Below are 17,037 nucleotides of genomic sequence, written 5' to 3'. Positions count from 1 at the left end.
GTCCGGCCCGCCGAGGGTCCGGCCCGCCGAGGGTCCGGCCCGCCGGGGTCCGGCCGCCGGGGCATCCGCGCGTCAGGCGCCGGCGATCCGGTCGGCGGCCTCGATGCCGCACACGAGCGCCTTGGTGAGGGCTGTGCCCGTCATGTAGGACGCACCGTGGAATCCGCCGACCACCTCTCCGGCGGCGAAGAGGCCCTCGATCCTGCTGCCGTCGATCCGTGTCACCGACGTGTCGGTCGCGACGCTCAGGCCGCCGTAGGTCGAGGTCATGGCCGTCACCGCGGGATACGCGTAGAACGGCCCCCTCTCGACCGGCTCGAGCCCGCCGACGCCGTTCACCAGGCCGGTCCGGCCGAAGGGGTCGGTCGCGCGACCGGCGACGCTGTCGTTGTAGCGCTCCACCGTGCGTTCGAGCGCGCCGGGGGGCATGCCGAGCCTGCGCCCGAGCTCCGACAGGGTCGGCGCACCCACCAGGTGGCCGAGCTCCTCGATGCGCTCCATGTCGGACAGCGGCACGCCGGGTCGCGAACGCGCCCGCACGACGGAGTCGAAGACCTGGCAGGCCATCCCGCCCGGCTGGCTCAGCACCGCCGTGCCGAGCACCTTGTACGACTCGGACTCGTCGGTGAACCGCTCGCCGCGATCGTTCACGAGGATCGCGCCGAGGTAGTTGGCGGTGAGCAGCTCATGCTCGTCGTCCGTCGCGTCGGGGTGCTGGCCGTAGGTGCCCGCGACGTGCCCGATGTCGGCGAGGCCGGCACCCAGCATCCATGCCATGCGGAGGCCGTCGCCCGTGTTGCCGGCGCCGCCGTACGGCATCGCCGCCGCCTGGTCGGGCACGAACAGGTCCAGCAGCTCGCGAGAGCGCGAGAAGCCGCCGGTCGTGAGCACGACACCCGCACCGGCGCCGAAGTCAGCACCTGCCGATCGGATGCCGGCGACCCGTCCCCCGTCCGTGATCAGTTCGTCGGCCGGGTGACCCGGGAGGATGACGGCGCCTGCGGCGAGCGCCTCGCGCTCGAGGTGCGCCAGCAGACGCCGGATGCGGATGAGGTGGGCGCGCGCGATCGTCATTCCGGCGCTGACCTTGAGCTCGTCCGTCCAGGCGTCCGCGCGGTCGATCGCCGTGATGGCGTGCGTTTGACGGGCGACGAGGACTTCCAGCAGCGCGGTGTCGGCGAAGCCGCCGCCCGTCTGGACCATGTCGGCGAGGAAGACGTCATCGGCATCCGCGACGCCCGCGGTGCGCTGGACGGCGGTGCCCGACAGCGCGAACCACCCGCCGCTCAACGCCGAGCTGCCGCCGAGCCGGTCGCGCTTCTCGACGAGGGCGACCCTCAGCCCGTTCGCGGCAAGCCGCTGCGTCGCGAGCCCCGCGAGTCCACCTCCCACGACGATCGCATCGAAGGTCCGGGCGTCAGGCACCGCCATCGCGTCCTCCCGGGGCCGGGTGGTCGGGCGCTGCGTCGTCGGCCTGCGTCGCGTCGTCGGCCTGCGCAGTGGTCTGGAAGCGCCGGACGTCCACCGTCCGCCCGGTGCGCGCGGCGAGCGCGGCCGCCTCGACGAGTGCCAGGGTTCCTGACGCGTCGTCCGCCGACACGAGCGGCGCGGTCGTCCCGCGCGCGACCTCGAGGAAGTGATCGAGCTGGGCGGGGAAAGACCCCCGCGGCGCGACCGGGAGGTAGGTGCGCGACAGCGGCGAGTGCCAGTCCGGCGGCACGGACGGGTCGTACCCGTATCTCGCCAGGTTGGGCACCGACAGCGCTGCGCGCGTGCCGACGATGCGGTAGGCGACCTCGTCGGGCAGGAACGGGAAGGCGGGCGTCTCCTCGGTCGCCTGATCCCAGCCCCAGGGCGAGACGCCCGCGTCGGAGGCGAGGAGACTCCCCAGGGCACCGCTCTCGAATCTGAGGGTCAGCGAGATGGTGTCCTCGACCTCGAGCCCACGCGCGCGCGAGCTCTGCATCGCCTGCACCTCGGCGACCTCCCCGCACAGGTGCCGGAGAAGGTCGAGGTCGTGCACCGCATTGATCAGGGTGACGCCCGCCCCGGGCTGACTGTGCCACGGGGTGTCGGTGAAGTAGCCGGGCTCCTTGCGGGCCGACCAGAGGGCCGTGACGGCGACGATCTGCCCGAGCTCCCCGCCTCCGATCGCGGCGCGCGCCCGCGCGACCGCCGGATGGTGACGCCGGTGGTGCCCCACCAGCAGCCGACCGTTCAGTCGTTCGACGGCATCGACGAGCCGGCGGGACTGCTCGTACGAGACGGCGACGGGCTTCTCCAGCAGCACCGCCACCCCGGCCTCGAGGCATTCGAGCGCGGTCTCCACGTGCAGGGCGTTCGGGTTGGCGATGATCACCGCATCGAGCTGCTCGGCCTCGAGCATCCTGGCGGTCGACGGATACGTCGGGCACGCGGCATCCATGACGGTCACGGCAGGGTCGGCGATCGCCGCCAGCGCGGCTCCGGCGGACGCGCGGACGAAGGCGATGTGCTGGCGCCCCATGAACCCGGCGCCGACCACCCCCATGCGCACCGGCGGGGGTCCGGATACGGTCACGGCGCCTCCCTGCATCGTGGTCGCGGGCGAGAGTCGGCCCGAGCGTATGGCACGATGGGGCCACGCGCGCGGATCGTTCCATTCAGCGGTGAAGCCCCCGCCGAGCGCCGCGGGCCCCATGTTCCACTCGACGGGACATCGCTTTGCCGGCCGATCGAAGTCCGTAAGAGTCAGCACTGCCACACGGCCGCACCGTGACAGCGTGGTCGACGTGGATCTCGCCCCGCGCGAGGAACGTCGACGGCACGTCACGCACCGGCGACCGATTGACACGTCAGAACCCGCACGACGACGTGCGCACATCAGAGGAGAGTCCCATGAGCACAGCCCGCTCGAAGCGACGCGGCCTATTGGCCGCGTCGGCGCTCGCAGCAACCGCTCTCGTCGCCGCCGGCTGCGCCGGCGGCGGCACTCCGGAGAGCTCGAACACCGAATCCGCGGCCGCGAACGAACCCGTCACGCTCACGGTCGCGACCAGCCAGAACGAGGAGACGCCGAACTACTACTGCGGCGTCGAGCTGCTCAAGGAGCGGCTCGAGGAGGCCGACATCGGCTTCACCGTGGAGCTGTACCCGGCGAGCCAGCTCGGCCCCGACGCCGACCGGTTCCCGCTCGTGCAGGCGGGCGACATCGACATCGATCTGCAGGGCGCCTCGGCGCTGAGCTCGACGTTCGAGCCGATCGGCGTCGTCGACGCGACATACGCGTTCGACGATGTCGACCACGCCTTCAAGTGGATCGACGAAGGATCCGAAGACCTTTTCACCTCCTTCCACGAGGCGACCGGCGTCAACATCGTCGACGGCTGGTTCTTCGGCTCCCGCACCTTCACCACGAAGGACGTCGAGGTGACCAGCCCCGACGACCTCGAGGGCGTGCCGATCCGGTTCCCGAACTCGCCCCAGTTCCTGGCGAACGCCGAGGCGCTCGGCGTGACGAGCCCGGTCTCGGTCGCGGTGGAGGAGGTCTACTCCGCCCTTCAGCAGGGGATCGCCGTCGGCCAGGAGAACCCCATCGTGGCGACGCACTCGTCCAGCTACGACGAGGTGCTCAACACCGTCATCCTCAACAACCACAACGTCGGCATCCACTGGATCCTGGTGAGCGACAAGACGTACGACAAGATGAGCGACGAGCAGGCCGCGCTCCTCGAGGACACCATCCACGAGATCCGCCCCGAGAACGCGCAGTGCGTTGACGAGGCGACCGAGGAGATCCTGGACGACTACCGCGCCGACGACGCGTTCACGGTGATCGAGACGGAGGACATCGACATGGATGCCTTCATCAGCAAGTCGGAGGACTTCTTCAAGGGGTACTTCACCGGCGAGAGCCTGGAGGCGTACGAGGCCATCCGCGAGATGGCCGGCTGACGACCGCTGTCCTAACGGACGGGGTGGGTGCGCATGCGCACCCACCCCGTCTTCTCGTGGGGCCTACCGCATGGGATCAGCGTGCGCGGTCCGCGGCCAGCCGACGACTGAGCGTCACCGCCGCGGCCCGCACCGCGGGGGCGACACGGTCGGGAAGCAGCGCGTCGACGGGACCGGTCACCGAGATGGCAGCGCTCGGCGCCTCGCCGGGGATGAGGAGGGCACCGGCGGCCGCCGCCACGCCCATCGCGCACTCCTCGCGCTCGGCCGCGACCCCGCGCCGGCGGATATCGGCGAGTTCGCGCAGGAGGACAGCCGGCTCGTCGATGGTGTGCGGCGTCTGCTTCGTCAGCCCGCCGGACGCGACGCGGGTCACCGTCTCGGGGGGCGAGAAGGCCAGGATGGCTTTGCCGAGTGCTGTCGCGTGGGCGCGATCCCGCCCGCCGACCCGCGTGGAGAGCTCCAGGGCGGATGGGACGCGCAGCACCGCGACGACCACCACGTCGTTGCCGTCCATCACGGCCAGCTGCACGGTCTGCCCGGTGACATCTCGCAGCTCCCGCATCACCGGGAGTGCGAGCCGTCGCAGCATCCGCGGCTGCGGGACGGTCTGGCCCAGCTCGAAAAGCCGCACGCCGAGATACAGCAGCTCGCCGTCGCGGTCGAGGAATCGCTGGGCGACGAGGTCTGCGGCGATCCGCGACACCGTGGACTTGGGGAGATTGGCGCGCCGGGCGAGCTCCGAGACGCCCAGCCCCTCGTCGTCTTCGCCGAAGGCGTCGAAGACGGCGGTCACGCGGTCGAGGACGCTGACCGAGTCGGTCCAGCTCGCGGTGCGCATCGGGGCCCTACGCCGCCGCGGCGAGGCGCCGGCCCACCGTGCTCCCTGCAGCGCGGACGAGCGGTGCGACACGTTCGGGGTCCATCGCGCCGCTCGGGCCCGCGATCGAGATCGCCCCGAGCACCACCCGGGCGCTGGACAGCACGGGGCTCGCAACCGCGAGGATGCCGGGGTACGACGCCTCGACGTCCATCGCCACCACCGCGTCACGGACGTGGGTGAGCTCTTCGCGGAAGTGGTCGGCGTCGTCCTCGACGAGCGCCGCGCTGATCCGGTCGACGATGGCCGGATCGGCGCAGAACGCGAGGTAGGCCTTGCCGCTCGCGGTCGTCAGAGCCGGAGACCGCATGCCGGCGCGGGTGGGCAGCATCGGCAGGCGGCCGGCCACGGCGGCGATCGACACCATGTCCATGCCCTGCTGCACCCACAGCCCCACGCGCTCGCCGGTGACGTCGTGCAGATTGCGCAGGACGGGTGCCGCGGCCGCGACCAGTCGCCGCGGCAGACTCGCTCGGACCCCGAGCTCGAACAGGCGCAGCCCGAGGGCAACGCCCTCCTCGGTGCGCGCGAGGTAGCGCTGGCCGGTCAGCTCGGTGACGAGACGCGAGACCGTCGATTTGGGCAGCGCCGTGCGGGCGGCGATGTCGGTGATCGTGATCGAGCCGTCCGACTCTTTCACGGCGTCCAGGATCGCGAAGATGCGATCCAGCACCGAGACCGGTGCGCGCGTGTCGGGGGGAGTCGTGTTCCATTCGGCGAGACTCATCATCGAGTGTCCTCTCCCAGCGGGTTGAATCGTCGTCGATCGCCCTTCGGTTGTCGAACGTACTAGTTAGTACAGATCCATGCAACGCTAAAGCCAAGAATCACGCGGGCACCAGCGCCGGTGTCCGCAGGGAGGTGCCATGCGCACGTCGATCGCGACGGTCTGCCTGAGCGGAACGCTTGACGAGAAGCTCGTCGCGGCGAGCACGGCGGGGTTCGACGGAGTCGAGATCTTCGAGCCCGACCTCATCGCCTCCCCCCGCTCGCCGGAAGAGATCCGCGACCGCGCGAGCGAGCTGGGACTCACCCTCGACCTGTACCAGCCCTTCCGCGACTTCGAGGGAGTCGGTCCCGAGCTCCTCGAGCAGAACCTGCGCCGGGCGGCGGCGAAGTTCGCTCTCATGAACCGCCTGGGCATCGACACCATGCTCCTGTGCAGCAACGTCGCGACGGCGCGCAGCGGCGACGAGCAGCTGGCCGCCGCCCAGCTGCGCCAGCTGGGCGACGTCGCCGACCGGTTCGGGGTGCGCGTCGCGTACGAGGCGCTGGCCTGGGGCCGGTTCGTGGACAGCTACGAAGCGGCCGCACGCGTCGTGCGGCTCGCCGACCATCCCCGAATCGGCCTCTGCCTGGACAGCTTCCACATCCTGTCGCGCGGCCACAATCCCGAGGCGATCGAGACCATCCCGGCCGAGAAGATCTTCTTCGTCCAGATGGCGGATGCCCCGCTGCTCTCTCTCGACGTGCTCTCGTGGAGCCGGCACCACCGCCTGTTCCCCGGGGAAGGCGGTTTCGACCTCGGAACGTTCATGGCGCACCTGGTCCGCACCGGGTACGACGGCCCCGTCTCGCTCGAGATCTTCAACGACACCTTCCGCCAGGCCCACCCGCTCGCCACCGCCATCGATGCACGGCGGTCGCTGCGCTGGCTGGAGCACGAGACAGCGGCAGCTCTGGGCGCCCCTGCCGGCGGTCGTGCGGCGCGCATGTCGACGGCGAGCCTGCCTGCGGTCGACCCCCCCGCCGATGTCAACTACGTGGAGCTCCGCACCGGCGAGGTGGGCGAGCTCCGGCGACTTCTGGCGCAACTCGGCTTCCGACCGCACGGGGAGCATCGCACCAAGCCCGTGGAACTCTGGACCCACGGCGCCGCGCGGGTCGTCCTCGGTGCTCCGGAATCCGGACGCGCGCAGCCGACCGTCGCGGGCATCGGCCTTTCGGTGGGCGATCCCTCGCTCGCCCTGCGCAGGGCGAGAGAGCTGTTCGCCCCCGAGGTGCCCCGCGCCGAAGGCGAAGGCGACGAGCCGCTCGTCGGCGTGAGCGCTCCCGACGGCTCCGAGGTGTTCTTCGGCGCCGGACGAGGAGCGGCGCCGAGGTGGGTGGGCGAGTTCGGCGCGCCCGACGGCGACGACGCGGGCATGATCGAGCGCGTCGACCATCTCAACCTCGCTCAGCCCTGGCAGCACTTCGATGCCGCAGTGCTCTTCTTCCACTCCGTCCTCGACCTGCGCACCGAGGCATCGGTCGAGGTGGCCGCGCCTGTCGGTCTGGTGCGCAGTCAGGTGCTGCACAGCCCGAACGACGTCCTGCGGATCGCGCTGAACCTGGTGCCCTCGGGAGCCGGCGACGACGCGATCCTCCCGCAGCACATCGCATTCGCGACCCCCGACGTGCTGGAGCTCGCCCGCGCCGCTCGCGCGCGCGGCTTCCGGCCGCTCGACATCCCGTCGAACTACTACGACGACATCGAGGCGCGCTACCAGATCGACCCCGCTCTCCTGGACGACCTGAGAGAGCTCAACGTGATGTACGACCGCGATGAGGCCGGCGAGTTCCTCCACTTCTACACGCACCCGATCGGCACCGTGTTCCTCGAGGTCGTCGAGCGACGCGGCGCGTACGCGGGGTACGGCGCGCTCAACGCGCCGGTCCGCCTGGCGGCGCAGTATCAGCACCGCCGCGCCGGCGAAGGGGTCCTCGCATGACGGGGCACGGTGCCGACGCATCCGCTCCCCCTTCGCCTGACCGCTACCTCGTCGGGCTTATCGGCGAGGGCATCACCGCATCGCTGACGCCCGCACTGCACGAGGGCGAGGCCCGTGCGCTCGGCCTCGACTACGAGTACCGCATCTTCGACCTCCTGGAGCTGGGCCGCCCGGCGGGGGATGTCGGCGCCCTCCTCGCCGACGCGCGGTCCGCCGGCTTCACCGCGATGAACATCACGCATCCCTGCAAGCAGCTGGTCCTCGACCTGGTGGACGAGCTCGAGACGGATGCCGCGCACCTGCGCGCCGTGAACCTCGTGGTGTTCGACGGCGGCCGCCTGCGCGGGTACAACACCGACTGGCTCGGCTACCGCGACGGTCTGGTCGCCGGCCTGCCGGGCGCGTCGTTCCGGCGGGGGGGGCAGATCGGATGCGGAGGCGCGGGCGCTGCCACCGCCTATGCGCTCCTGTCAGAAGGCGCCGAACGGCTCGACCTGTTCGACGCCGATCCGCGCCGTGCGGACGAGCTCGCGGCCCGCATGCGGAGCCGGTTCCCCACGCAGGTCGTCACGACGCTCTCGCCCCAGCAGCTGCCACCCGCCATCGCAGGTGCGAGCGGGATCGTGCATGCGACGCCGATGGGCATGCTCCACCATCCCGGGGTGGCGTTCGACCTCGATCTCCTCCCACCGGAGGCGTGGGTGTCGGACGTCGTCTACCGGCCCCTCGAGACCGAACTCATCCGGGAGGCCGCCCGTCGAGGACACCCGGTGCTCGACGGAGGGCGGATGGCGGTCGGACAGGCATGCGCTAGTCTCCAGATCATCACGGGCATCCAGCCTGATCGCGACAGAATGCAGCGGCACTTCCGTGGGCTCATCAGCGCCGAGGAGCGGTCAGACACGGGGAAGGGCGGTCGATGAGCGATCAGCTGAGCGATGTGCGAGAGACGGCGACCACCGAGCGTGCGGTCCGCACGCAGGACGACATCCTCCGGATCGCCACCGCCGAGTTCGCCGCCAACGGCTACGCCGGCGCACGCGTGGACGAGATCGCCGCGCGCACGCGCACCACCAAGCGGATGATCTACTACTACTTCGGCTCCAAGGAGGGGCTGTACCTCGCCGTGCTGGAGCGCGTGTACGCCCAGATCCGCCAGGTCGAGCGGGGCATCCACGTCGAAGAGCTGTCCCCGGATGCCGCCCTGCGGACGATCGCCGAGGCCACCTACGACCACCACACCACCCACGAGGCGTTCATCCAGCTGGTCAGCATCGAGAACATCCACCGCGCCGAGCATCTGCGCCAGTCCGAGACCATCCTGCGCGAGAACGCCACCGCCATCACGCTGCTCGAGGAGGTCATCGAGCGCGGCGTCCGCGCCGGCACCTTCCGCGAGGACGTGGACGCCGTCGACGTGCACATGATGATCAGCGCATACGCCTGCTTCCATGTCGCCAATCGCCACACCTTCGCCGCCATCTTCGCGCGGGACATGCTGGATCCCGACCTCCAGGACTCCCACCGGCGCCTGATCGGCGACATGGTGGTCGCCACGATGACGACCCGCACCGCGGGCTGACGGCCCCGGTCCGCGCCGGGGGGCGTCAGTCAGTCCGAGGGGGCTCGCAGCGTGGCGAGACGACGCGTGATCGTCATCGCCGCCGCGCGCAGCACCTGCGCGACCTGGTCGGCATCGACGTCGTCGCCGTCGCCCGAGACCGACACGGCCCCCGCCAGGGTCCCGCCGGGCGCGAAGATGGCGCTCGCGGTGCACGACACCCCGCTGACGAACTCCCCCGCCTCGGTGGCGAGCCCGCCCCGCCGGATGCCGGCGAGCTGACGCCGCAGCACCGACGGATCGGTGATCGTCTGCGGCGTCCACGGCGCCAGGGACGCCGGCAGCACGTCCTCGTCTCCCGGCGGAGCGGTGTGGGCGAGCACCGCCTTGCCGAGCGCGGTCGCGTGCAGGGGCAGCCTGCCTCCGGTGCGCACGATCGACGGTCCTGCCGCCCGGCCGCGCATGACCGCGATGCAGACCGCCTCCTGTCCATCCCGGATCGCCAGATGCACGTTCTCGCCGGTGCGGTTGCGCACGTCGGCCATGACCGGCAGGGCGGCGATCCGGAGCTCGCGCGGCTGCTCGGCGAGTTGTCCCAGCTCGAACAGCCGAAGCCCGAGGTGGATCAGCTTGCCGTCGCGCTCGAGATATCTCTGGCGCACCAACGTCGCGACCAGGCGCGAGACCGTCGACTTCGGAAGGCCCGCGCGCAGTGCCAGCTCAGAGATCCCCATCCCCCGGTCGTCGCCGTCGAACGCTTCCAGGATGCAGGTCATCCGGTCGAGGACGCCGACCGCGTCGCCGGCGATCGCGGACATGACTCAGGCCACCTGCAGCGCCAGACGATGGGTGAGCGCCAGAGCTGCGTGGCGTACCAGCGGCGCGATCCGCTTCGGGTCCATGTCGGCTACCGGACCGGCGACCGAGATCGCCGCCACCGGCAGGCGCTCCGGTGAGAGCACGGGGCTCGCGACGCCGACGACGCCAGGAAAGGTCTCGCAGCGGTCGATCGCGACGGACTCCGTCCGCACGGCGACGAGCTCCTTCTCGAAGGTGCGCCGCCGGCTCGAGTCCAGGCCCGTGATCACGCTGCAGAGGACGCCCTCGTCGATGGTGAAGGCCAGCACCGCCTTGCCGAGCGCGGTGGTCGCCGACGGAACCCGGACCCCCGCACGCGACGGTACCGGCCGCAGCCGCCCGCGGACCGAGATCACCGAGAGCATGTCGCGGCCCTCCTGCACGGCGACGTTGAGGTGCTCGCCCGTCGCGTTGTAGAGCTCCGCCAGCACCGGGAGAGCGGCGGCCGTGAGCCGGCGCGGCGTGCTCGCCCGGGCTCCGAGTTCGAAGAGGCGCAGGCCGATCGTCACACCGTCCTCGGCGCGCATGAGATAGCGCTGGCGGACCAGGTCGCCGACCAGCCGCGAGACTGTCGACTTCGGGATGCCGGTGGCCGAGGCCAGCTGCGTGATGGTGGTGGAGCCGTGCGACTCACGGACGGTGTCGAGGATGGCGAGGATCCGGTCGAGCACCGACACGGGCTCGTCTCTGAGAGCGGATCGCATGTGTGCAGTATCCGTCGGCGTGGAGGGCGCGGCAAGCACGCGGGCCGGGACGGCACGGAAGGTTCCACCCAGTGGGACAGGGGCAACCGGAGCGGTCGCCGGCGCGACGGAGCGGGGGCCAGGACCCGTCGGAAAGACGTGCCCTGGCCCCCGCCTCACGCACCATCAAGGCGCGCCCCGCCTCGATCAGGTGGTGCAGAACGGCTTGATGCCCATCGCGCTCTCGAGACCCTCCATCACGTGCTGCTTGAAGAAGTCGTCACCGGCGAGCGGGGCGTCGGTCCACGCCGCGACGTCGTGGCCGAGGGTCGTGAGCCACGACCTGCCGCCGTCGTAGTACTGGCACCAGCTCACCGGGTGCGATTCGCCGTGGCCCGCCGGCGTCGCCTCGCTCGTGGCCTTGTCGACCTCGAGCAGCACGTTGACGAAACTCGGGTACGGCGTCAGGTTGTACCACTCGTCCTTGAACGCCCAGGTCTCCGGCAGGAACGACGTCGACACGTCCCGGTTGTTGATCGTCTCGACCGTGCCGTCGCGGTTCGGGCCGTGGTTGTAGAAGTTCGCCCCGCCGAGGAGCCCCTCGTAGTACTCCCACGAGTACTCCGCGCCGAACGCGTTGTGGATGCCGACGAAGCCGCCGCCGCCGCGGATGTACTGCATCAGCGCCGTCTGTGCGGTGTCATCGAGCGTGTCGCGGTTGGAGCTGAGGAAGACGACGGCCTGATAGTTGTTCAGCCGGGTGAAGTTCGCGAGGTCCTCGGTGTAGTCCACCGCGATGCCACGTTCCTCCGCCCACGCCTTGAGCCCTGCCTGGGCGACATTGTTCGCATTCAGCGGCGGGTTGAGACCCGGGGCCAGCGGAGTGCCGAGGTGCGCGTGGCGAGGTCCGGCGGTGCGGCTCCAGATGAGGATGCGCTTCTGCTCGCCCTCCGTCCAGCCGTTGCCCCACTCGTGATAGCAGGACGGATCTGTGCCCCGGCACACGCCGTAGTCCTTGATCTCGTCCAGGTAGATCTGGCTGGCGGTGGCCGGCTGGCCGCCGAGGCCGTTGCCGTTGCCCTTGTCGGCGCCGGCTGCCGTGCCGGCGAGGACGATCCCCGCGCCGAGCGCCGCCGCCGCGACGAGCGCGACTCCGGAGCGTAGTAGCGATCTCATGTGATCTCCTTCGATCATTCGAGGTGGTCCTCGGGGCGTCGAAGCGCGATCGCCGCACTCGGCCGCTGACGGCCTCCGGTTTCCGCCAGGGAGCGGGAACCCGGATCGACCCTCGGGTTGCTGCGAATGTAGGCGGGCCGCCACGGCGTGGGCAACGCGCGTTCCACCCAGTAAGCCGGCACCGCTGCCGGGTGTCGCCGGGAGGGCGGTTGCACAGGACGACCATCGCCGCAACCCCCTCGGGGCGCGGCGGCGAGCGGGGCTAGATTCCCGGCGAAGGCTGACCGCCCGGTCGACCCCGTGCCCGCCGCGTCGACGCTCGCGCGGTCGGATGCCACGCGGAGCGACCCGACGACAGTCCGTAGGAGGTGCCTCTGATGCCGCAACCGTCGCAGGAGCAGAACGAGTCCGCCACACGGGGACTCGCGCCGGCGGACACCGACGACGACTCGCTCCGGATCTTCATCGTCGGCAGCGGGATCGAACCGCTGACGGATGCCGCGCTGGAGGACGTGCCCCCCATCGTCCGCCGCACCCGCCGGAAGGACGAGTTCATCTGGCTGCACCTGGTCGAGCCCGATGAGGACACCGTGCGACGCGCGCGCGACGTGCTCGGCATCCATCCCACCGCCGTCGCCGACGTCGTCTCACGCCGGCAGCAGCCGAAGGTGCAGAAGTTCGACGAGCACCTCTTCGTCATGCTCTGGAACGTGCTCCACACCGCCGACCAGGCGCTCGTGCTGGGCGAGACGTTCCTCTACATCGGCGAAGGGTGGCTGCTCACGGTGCAGCGCGGCAACGGCGGCGAGCCGCCTGACCTGCCGAAACTGCTCGGAGACGCGCCCGACCAGGCTCGCACCGACACGCTGCCGGCGGCCTACACGATCATGGGCGAGATCGTCGACGGGTATGCCAGGGCGGCGGCGTCGGTCGAGTCCGCTCTCGAAGAGCTCGAGGAGCAGGTCTTCAGCGAGAGCGAGCGCGAGGACCACCACCGCATCTATCGCATCCGCAAGGACATCGGCCGCGTGGACCGTGCGGTGTCGAGCATCGCCGCGGCGCTGCACGAGAGCACCCGCCATCTCGAGACGCTCACCGTCGGCAGCGAGCGCATCCTGCCGTACCTGCACGACCTGCTCGACGACGCCGCCGGGACCGCGGCGCTCATCAACAACCAGAGCAAGGGCCTGGACGCGATCCTCTCCAGCTACGAGAACAACGTGGCGGCGCGGCAGAACCAGGACATGCGCACGATCTCGGCCTTCGCGGCTCTCCTCGCCGTTCCGACCCTCATCGCGGGGCTCTACGGCATGAACTTCAAGAACATCCCGCTCGTGCAGTGGCAGTACGGGTGGATCGTGATCGGACTGACCATCATCGTGCTCGATCTCGTGATCTACGTGCTCTTCAAGCGCCGCCGGTGGCTCTGACCGGCAGCTCCGAGACGGATCACACCGCTCGGAGAAGCCCGCTGCTGCCCATCAGCCGCTCGGGCAGCAGCTGGATGGCGACCCGGGACGGATTCACGCGCGGTTGACGATACCGCCGCGCGTAGAGCTCGACCGCCAGCGCGACCTCTTCGGGATCGTCGTGCACCGTCGCGCGCGCGGGGAACGCCAGCCACCGCGCACCGTCGACCTGGCTGACTGTCGCGGTGCCGTCCCGCAGGATGTTGCGCACCTTCTGAGAGTCGCGTGACGTGATGATGCGCAGAACGCCGCCGTCGAGGGTGAAGCCGACGGGGACCGAATGGATGCCGCCCCACCGCGCGATGGTCGACAGCGTGCCGATGTGCCGCTCGCGGACGAACTCCACGCCCGCCTCCGACAGTTCCCGCATGCTCCCACGCTAGTCGCCGTGAGACGGGCCGACGGTCGGCGCGGTACGGGGATCTGCGCCACGTCCGAGGGGCGGACGCCGCCGCCTGCAGCCACTGGTCTGACGGAGACGGATGCCGCGGGTCTATCGTTCTCGCATGACGACGACTCCGCCCGGGTGGTACGACGACGGCCACAGCGCCCTGCGGTGGTGGGACGGCACGCGGTGGACCGAGCACGTCGCCGAACCCGACCCCGCTCTGGCGGAATCCGCCTCCGGCCCGGACGCGGTCGCGGCCGACGCTGCGGCAGCTCACGATCCGGGACCCCCTTCCGACCCGTCGGCCCCGCTCGACCCGGTCGCGGCGTACCAGGGTCCCGCCGGCGCGCCCGCCGTCGCGACCGCCCCGTACCCGGCACCCGCAGCTCCCCCGTCGCCACCGAAGTCGAGGCTGTGGATCGTGTGGGTGATCGTCGGCGTCGTCGTGCTCGCCATCCTCATCCTCGGCGGCGTGCTCCTGTCCCGGCTGCTGGCCGCCGGTGTCGGCCAGATCGGATCGTCGGGCGCGGGCGACCCCGCCGATGCGGATCAGCAGGCCGCCGTCGCGGCGGTCGAGCTCTACGACGACGCCTGGCAGGACGCGGATTGCGACGCGTACGTGGCATCGACGACGGAGGGTTTTCGCACGGAGTCGGGGCTCACGGATTGCTCGGCCTTCGAGAGCGAGGCCGAGGCCTTCGGGTCGGCGGTCGAGGACTACGAGGTCGAGGTCACCGACGTGCGGCAGGAGGAGGATGCGATCGTCGTGACCACCACCGAGAGTTTCACTGCGCTCGTGGACGACAACGGCGAGCCGCTCGACGAGCCCACCGATGACTCGATCGACTGGGTGTACACCGTCGTCACCGACGGGGACGAGTGGGTCATCGACAACCTGCAGTGATCCGGCGCCCGCAGGTCGGCGGGGCCGCCCGACGGAGGCGCAGGCATCGGTTCGGGATCGATTGATGCCAACGCCGCCGCCAAGGGCTATGCTCCGGCCATGGGGAGCTCTGGGGGCTCGTCCGGCAGCGGCCGTGGCCGCGCCCGACGCACCGCCGACATTGTCGGCGGATATGCCCACGACGACGAACGGCATCGGGCATCTCGACGGCCACGGTGGCGACATCGGCGGATCGGCGCGGCGGTTCTGACCATCTTCGTCGGCGCGGCCGCCATCACCTCACTCCCCGCCGCGGCGGCCGCCTCGACGTCGATTCTCGACGCACCCTCCACCGCCGAGCCGTCCCCGTCGCCCTCCCACCCCGGCGGGAACCAGGCCGACGCCATGACTGCTGTTGCCGCATACGAGCAGGCGTTCGCCGAAGAGGACTGCGACGGGTTCGTGGCGGCGACGACCACCGCGTACCGCGAGCGCATCGGCCTGGCGGACTGCGAGGTCTTCGCACAGTACGCCAGCGACCGCGCCGGGATCCTGAAATCGCTCGAGCTGACACCCATCTCCGCGATCGGAACCGGCCGCGGGACGATCGCCGTACGCATGCACACCGAGGCACAGAGCTACATCGACGAAGATGGACGTCCGGTCGCCACCCCGGTGACGCTCGAAGCAGACCATCGGTACCACCTCGTCCGCGCCGACGGGGCGTGGAAGGTCGACGCCCTCCACGACGTCACCGGCGGTCGCACCGAGGGCCAGCTGACCGCCGACGAGAAGCAGGCGGTCGCCCGGACGATGTCCGACTGGCGAGCGGCATACTCGTCCGGGGACTGCGCTGCCCTCGAGGCGTCCACGACAGCCGGCTATCGCGAACTCATGGCCTGGACGGACTGTCCCACCTTCGAGCAGTACATCAGCGATCAGAACGCCTACTGCCCGATGGACGTCCACCCAGAAGACATCCGCTTCCGCACCAACGTCGACCCGCACATGGGCGAGATCATCGTCGACGTCGTCGAGGTGTGCACGCTCGACGTCGACGAGTTCGGCGCTCCGCTCGATCCGCCGTACGAGGCGGGTGCGCCGTACCGATACCACCTCGTCGTCGACGAGGACGGCACGTGGAAGATCGCCGAAGGGGAGAACGGGGCCGCGGCAGAGGACGAGCCGTCGAACACCAACGAACGGGCGGCGATCGAGACAATGCGCGCGTACAACGACGCGTGGCTCGAGGTCGACTGCGACGCGTATCTGGCGACGACCACCTCATCCTTCCGGACCGCGCTGAACACGAGCGGCTGTGCGGCGTTCGGGCCTGCGTCGCGCTCGTACAGCGAGTCCATCGCGAACTTCGCCGTGACGCCGACGGACATCGAGCGGCCGTCCGCCACCAAGTTCGAGATCAAGTCGCACGAGACCTACGACTCGCTCACGGATGCCGACGGCCAGATGATGGATGCCCCCATCCCGGTCGACGAGTACTGGGTCTATACCGTCGTCCTCGTGGACGGCACCTGGGTGATCACCGACGTCGTGATGCTGCTCTGACATCGACCGCCCGCTGAACCGCCGAGATCGCCGGCCGGCCCCCTGTCAAGCCCCTCCGTCATCGATCCGTCGCCTGCCTACAGTCGCGGAATCAAGGGAAGGAGAAGGACATGACCGTTGCCAGGGACATCATGACCGCCGACGCCCGCTGCGTGGGCGAGAACGAGACACTCGTCGACACGGCGCGCTTGATGGCGTCGCTCGACGTGGGCGCGCTGCCGATCTGCGGTGAGGACAAGCGACTGAAGGGCATGCTCACGGATCGCGACATCGTCGTGAAGTGCCTCGCCGAGGGCCGCGACCCCGCGAGCACCACGGCCGGCTCGCTCGGCGAAGGGAAGCCGGTCACCGTCGGCGCCGATGACGACATTCAGGAGGCGCTCGAGACCATGAAGCGCCACCAGGTGCGCCGCCTGCCGGTGATCGACGGCCACGATCTCGTCGGGATCATCAGCCAGGCTGACATCGCGCTCGCGCTGGCGCCCGCCGAGACCGGCGAGACGGTCGCCGAGATCTCGGAGTGACGCCCGGGCGTCACACCAAGTCGTCGTACCCCTGCGTGTGACCGACCTCGTCGAGTGACATGGGCGTGTCACCGCGGGGGACGAGGCGATGCGCCTGAGCGACGATCGCCTGGACGGCACGGTGATCGACGAGTTCGTCGCCCGCGGTCGCCTGCGTCTCGGCGTTCACGCGCGTCTGCCAGCCGATCGTCAGCGTCGCCTGTTCGACTCCCCCGTGAGGCGCGCGATACGGAATCTCGACGATGTCGACGCGCTGCTCGTTCGACAGCGCGACTCCGAGGCGGATGACCGCCTCAGCGATCCTGTCGCCGGTCAGGTAGGTTCCTGTCCCGTTCGTCAACAGCTTCATGTGTGCACCCCGGTCTTCCTTGAGAACGCCGGGGTCCGGGGCGCGCGGCCAGTATA

Annotated in this window: 17 protein-coding genes; 8 read left to right on the top strand and 9 right to left on the bottom strand. The window is 70.4% G+C overall.

Annotated features, from left to right (window positions below):
* Positions 1 to 72: 72 nt before the first annotated feature.
* A complete protein-coding gene (locus ACI3KY_RS13370; protein ID WP_404930655.1) occupies positions 73 to 1,431 on the bottom strand; it encodes an FAD-dependent oxidoreductase in 1,359 nt (452 codons plus the stop codon).
* The gene (locus ACI3KY_RS13365) at positions 1,418 to 2,560 is read right to left on the bottom strand and encodes a Gfo/Idh/MocA family protein (protein ID WP_404930654.1); all 1,143 of its coding nucleotides are present in this window, start codon (positions 2,558 to 2,560) and stop codon (positions 1,418 to 1,420) included. The genes ACI3KY_RS13370 and ACI3KY_RS13365 overlap by 14 nt, the downstream gene beginning before the upstream one ends.
* Before the next feature lie 317 nt (positions 2,561 to 2,877).
* Here ACI3KY_RS13365 and dctP point away from each other — a divergent pair, with 317 nt between their 5' ends.
* Complete coding sequence (gene dctP / locus ACI3KY_RS13360) at positions 2,878 to 3,933, top strand: TRAP transporter substrate-binding protein DctP (protein WP_404930653.1); 1,056 nt, start codon at positions 2,878 to 2,880, stop codon at positions 3,931 to 3,933.
* Between the two features lie 76 nt (positions 3,934 to 4,009).
* On the opposite strand, the gene ACI3KY_RS13355 is transcribed toward dctP, so the two are convergent.
* Together ACI3KY_RS13355 and ACI3KY_RS13350 are read right to left on the bottom strand one after the other, a co-directional pair.
* Positions 4,010 to 4,774: an IclR family transcriptional regulator gene (locus tag ACI3KY_RS13355; protein WP_404930652.1), complete on the bottom strand. Its 765-nt coding sequence runs from the start codon at positions 4,772 to 4,774 to the stop codon at positions 4,010 to 4,012.
* Between the two features lie 7 nt (positions 4,775 to 4,781).
* Complete coding sequence (locus tag ACI3KY_RS13350) at positions 4,782 to 5,543, bottom strand: IclR family transcriptional regulator (RefSeq protein ID WP_404930651.1); 762 nt, start codon at positions 5,541 to 5,543, stop codon at positions 4,782 to 4,784.
* A gap of 136 nt (positions 5,544 to 5,679) precedes the next feature.
* Here ACI3KY_RS13350 and ACI3KY_RS13345 point away from each other — a divergent pair, with 136 nt between their 5' ends.
* The 3 genes from ACI3KY_RS13345 to ACI3KY_RS13335 are packed head-to-tail and all read left to right on the top strand — an operon-like array spanning position 5,680 to position 9,106.
* Entirely contained in the window at positions 5,680 to 7,524 is a 1,845-nt protein-coding gene (locus tag ACI3KY_RS13345) for a bifunctional sugar phosphate isomerase/epimerase/4-hydroxyphenylpyruvate dioxygenase family protein (protein ID WP_404930650.1), read from the top strand.
* On the top strand, positions 7,521 to 8,447 hold the full coding sequence (locus tag ACI3KY_RS13340; RefSeq protein ID WP_404930649.1) for a shikimate dehydrogenase: 927 nt from the start codon (positions 7,521 to 7,523) through the stop codon (positions 8,445 to 8,447). The genes ACI3KY_RS13345 and ACI3KY_RS13340 overlap by 4 nt, the downstream gene beginning before the upstream one ends.
* Positions 8,444 to 9,106 carry a TetR family transcriptional regulator gene (locus tag ACI3KY_RS13335; RefSeq protein WP_404930648.1) on the top strand — a complete coding sequence of 221 codons (663 nt, stop codon included), beginning with the start codon at positions 8,444 to 8,446 and terminating at the stop codon, positions 9,104 to 9,106. Before ACI3KY_RS13340 ends, ACI3KY_RS13335 begins: the two co-directional genes overlap by 4 nt.
* Positions 9,107 to 9,135: 29 nt before the next feature.
* On the opposite strand, the gene ACI3KY_RS13330 is transcribed toward ACI3KY_RS13335, so the two are convergent.
* From ACI3KY_RS13330 to ACI3KY_RS13320, 3 genes are all read right to left on the bottom strand, one after another.
* Positions 9,136 to 9,903, bottom strand: coding sequence for an IclR family transcriptional regulator (locus tag ACI3KY_RS13330; protein WP_404930647.1), 768 nt, complete (start codon positions 9,901 to 9,903; stop codon positions 9,136 to 9,138).
* A gap of 3 nt (positions 9,904 to 9,906) precedes the next feature.
* Positions 9,907 to 10,647 (bottom strand): IclR family transcriptional regulator, encoded by a 741-nt coding sequence (locus ACI3KY_RS13325; RefSeq protein ID WP_404930646.1) that lies wholly within the window; start codon positions 10,645 to 10,647, stop codon positions 9,907 to 9,909.
* Between the two features lie 186 nt (positions 10,648 to 10,833).
* Entirely contained in the window at positions 10,834 to 11,802 is a 969-nt protein-coding gene (locus ACI3KY_RS13320; protein ID WP_404930645.1) for a ThuA domain-containing protein, read from the bottom strand.
* Between the two features lie 377 nt (positions 11,803 to 12,179).
* On the opposite strand from ACI3KY_RS13320, the gene ACI3KY_RS13315 reads away from it, so the two are divergent.
* A complete protein-coding gene (locus ACI3KY_RS13315; protein WP_404930644.1) occupies positions 12,180 to 13,232 on the top strand; it encodes a CorA family divalent cation transporter in 1,053 nt (350 codons plus the stop codon).
* Between the two features lie 19 nt (positions 13,233 to 13,251).
* Here the strand turns inward: ACI3KY_RS13315 and ACI3KY_RS13310 are convergent, their stop codons facing one another.
* Positions 13,252 to 13,641, bottom strand: coding sequence for a TIGR03618 family F420-dependent PPOX class oxidoreductase (locus ACI3KY_RS13310; protein ID WP_404930643.1), 390 nt, complete (start codon positions 13,639 to 13,641; stop codon positions 13,252 to 13,254).
* A gap of 136 nt (positions 13,642 to 13,777) precedes the next feature.
* On the opposite strand from ACI3KY_RS13310, the gene ACI3KY_RS13305 reads away from it, so the two are divergent.
* From ACI3KY_RS13305 to ACI3KY_RS13295, 3 genes are all read left to right on the top strand, one after another.
* Positions 13,778 to 14,563 carry a DUF2510 domain-containing protein gene (locus ACI3KY_RS13305; protein ID WP_404930642.1) on the top strand — a complete coding sequence of 262 codons (786 nt, stop codon included), beginning with the start codon at positions 13,778 to 13,780 and terminating at the stop codon, positions 14,561 to 14,563.
* Positions 14,564 to 14,947: 384 nt separating this feature from the next.
* The gene (locus ACI3KY_RS13300) at positions 14,948 to 16,108 is read left to right on the top strand and encodes a hypothetical protein (RefSeq protein WP_404930641.1); all 1,161 of its coding nucleotides are present in this window, start codon (positions 14,948 to 14,950) and stop codon (positions 16,106 to 16,108) included.
* A gap of 110 nt (positions 16,109 to 16,218) precedes the next feature.
* The gene (locus ACI3KY_RS13295; RefSeq protein WP_404930640.1) at positions 16,219 to 16,632 is read left to right on the top strand and encodes a CBS domain-containing protein; all 414 of its coding nucleotides are present in this window, start codon (positions 16,219 to 16,221) and stop codon (positions 16,630 to 16,632) included.
* Between the two features lie 10 nt (positions 16,633 to 16,642).
* On the opposite strand, the gene ACI3KY_RS13290 is transcribed toward ACI3KY_RS13295, so the two are convergent.
* Complete coding sequence (locus tag ACI3KY_RS13290) at positions 16,643 to 16,981, bottom strand: hypothetical protein (RefSeq protein ID WP_404930639.1); 339 nt, start codon at positions 16,979 to 16,981, stop codon at positions 16,643 to 16,645.
* Positions 16,982 to 17,037 lie beyond the last annotated feature (56 nt).

Origin of the sequence: Microbacterium sp. ZW T2_14 (genome assembly GCF_044987405.1) — a bacterium.
Lineage (GTDB): Bacteria > Actinomycetota > Actinomycetes > Actinomycetales > Microbacteriaceae > Microbacterium.
The sequence above is the reverse complement of the archived record's forward strand: the minus strand, read 5'-3'. Positions and strand labels throughout refer to the sequence as shown.